The sequence below is a fragment of the Flavobacterium sp. KMS genome (assembly GCF_000813005.1).
Taxonomy (GTDB): Bacteria; Bacteroidota; Bacteroidia; order Flavobacteriales; family Flavobacteriaceae; genus Flavobacterium.
Window position 1 is genome coordinate 1 of sequence record NZ_JSYP01000053.1, and the last position, 1,799, is coordinate 1,799.

Here is a 1,799-nt window from a genome sequence, read left to right on the forward strand (position 1 = left end):
GTAACTAATTGTGAGAGTTCAGTTCGTTTATTAGTAACAGTAACAGTTACCGATCCAGCTACACCAACGACTACTGATGATACTCAAGATTTCTGTCTGGTAAATACGCCAACAGTAGCAAATCTTCAGGTAAATGAAACTGGCGTAGTTTGGTATAATGTTGCCACTGGAGGAACAGCTTTAGCACCAACAACAGCTTTAGTGAGCGGAACTTATTATGGAGCAATCCTTGATCCGGTAACAGGATGTGAAAGTTCAGTTCGTTTACTGGTAACAGTTACAGTAACTGATCCAGCTACACCAACTACTACTGATGATACTCAAGATTTCTGTTTGGTAAATGCACCAACAGTTGCAAGTCTTCAGGTAAATGAAACTGGCGTAGTTTGGTATAGCACTGCTACAGGAGGAGTGGCTTTAGCGCCAACAACAGCTTTAGCTAATGGAACATATTATGGAGCAATCTTAGATCCAGTAACTAATTGTGAGAGTTCAGTTCGTTTACTGGTAACCGTAACAGTTACAGATCCTGCAACACCAACTACTACCGACGATACTCAAGACTTCTGTTTGGTAAATGCACCAACAGTTGCAAGTCTTCAGGTAAATGAAACTGGAGTAGTTTGGTACAATGTTGCCACTGGAGGAACAGCTTTAGCATCAACAACAGTTTTATCAAGCGGAAGTTATTACGGAGCAATCTTAGACCCAATAACCAATTGTGAGAGTTCAGTTCGTTTACTGGTAACAGTAACCGTAACCGACCCTGTAACACCAACTACTACCGATACTACCCAAGACTTCTGTTTGGTAAATGCTCCAACAGTTGCAAGTCTTCAGGTAAATGAAACTGGCGTAGTTTGGTACAGCACCGCTACAGGTGGAGTGGCTTTAGCGCCAACAACAGCTTTAGCGAGCGGAACTTATTATGGAGCAATCCTTGATCCGGTAACTAATTGTGAGAGTTCAGTTCGTTTATTAGTAACAGTAACAGTTACCGATCCAGCTACACCAACTACTACCGATACAACTCAAGACTTCTGTTTGATAAATGCGCCAACAGTAGCAAGTATTCAGGTAAATGAAACAGGAGTAGTTTGGTACAGCACTGCTACAGGAGGAGTGGCTTTAGCGCCAACAGCAGCTTTAGCAAATGGAATATATTATGGAGCGATCCTTGATCCGGTAACAGGATGTGAAAGTTCAGTTCGTTTACTGGTAACAGTAACGGTAACTAATCCAGCTACACCAACTACTACTGATGCGACTCAAGACTTCTGTTTGGTAAATGCGCCAACAGTAGCAAGTCTTCAGGTAAATGAGGCCAATGTAGTTTGGTATACCACTGCTACAAGCGGAATCGCTTTAACACGAACAACAGTCTTAGCTAGCGGAACCTATTATGGAGTTATCCATGATCCGACAACTAATTGTGAGAGTTCAGTTCGTTTATTAGTAACAGTAACAGTAACCGATCCTGCAACGCCAACTACAAATAACGCAACTCAAAGTTTCTGTTTGACAAATGCACCAACAGTAGCAAGTCTTCAGGTAAATGAAACTGGTGTAGTTTGGTACAATGTTGCAACAGGAGGAGTGGCTTTAGCGCCAACGACAGCATTAGCAAGCGGAACATATTATGGAGCAATTCTAGACCCAGTAACTAATTGTGAGAGTTCAGTTCGTTTATTAGTAACAGTAACAGTAACAGATCCAGCTACACCAACTACTACCGACGATACTCAAGACTTCTGTTTGGTAAATGCACCAACAGTAGCAAGTCTTCAGGTAAATGAAAC

The 1,799-nt window shown here is 41.9% G+C and carries 1 pseudogene; it reads left to right on the forward strand.

From position 1 onward, the window contains the following. Positions 1 to 1,799 (forward strand): annotated as a pseudogene (locus tag OA93_RS25255) (hypothetical protein); the annotation flags it as partial.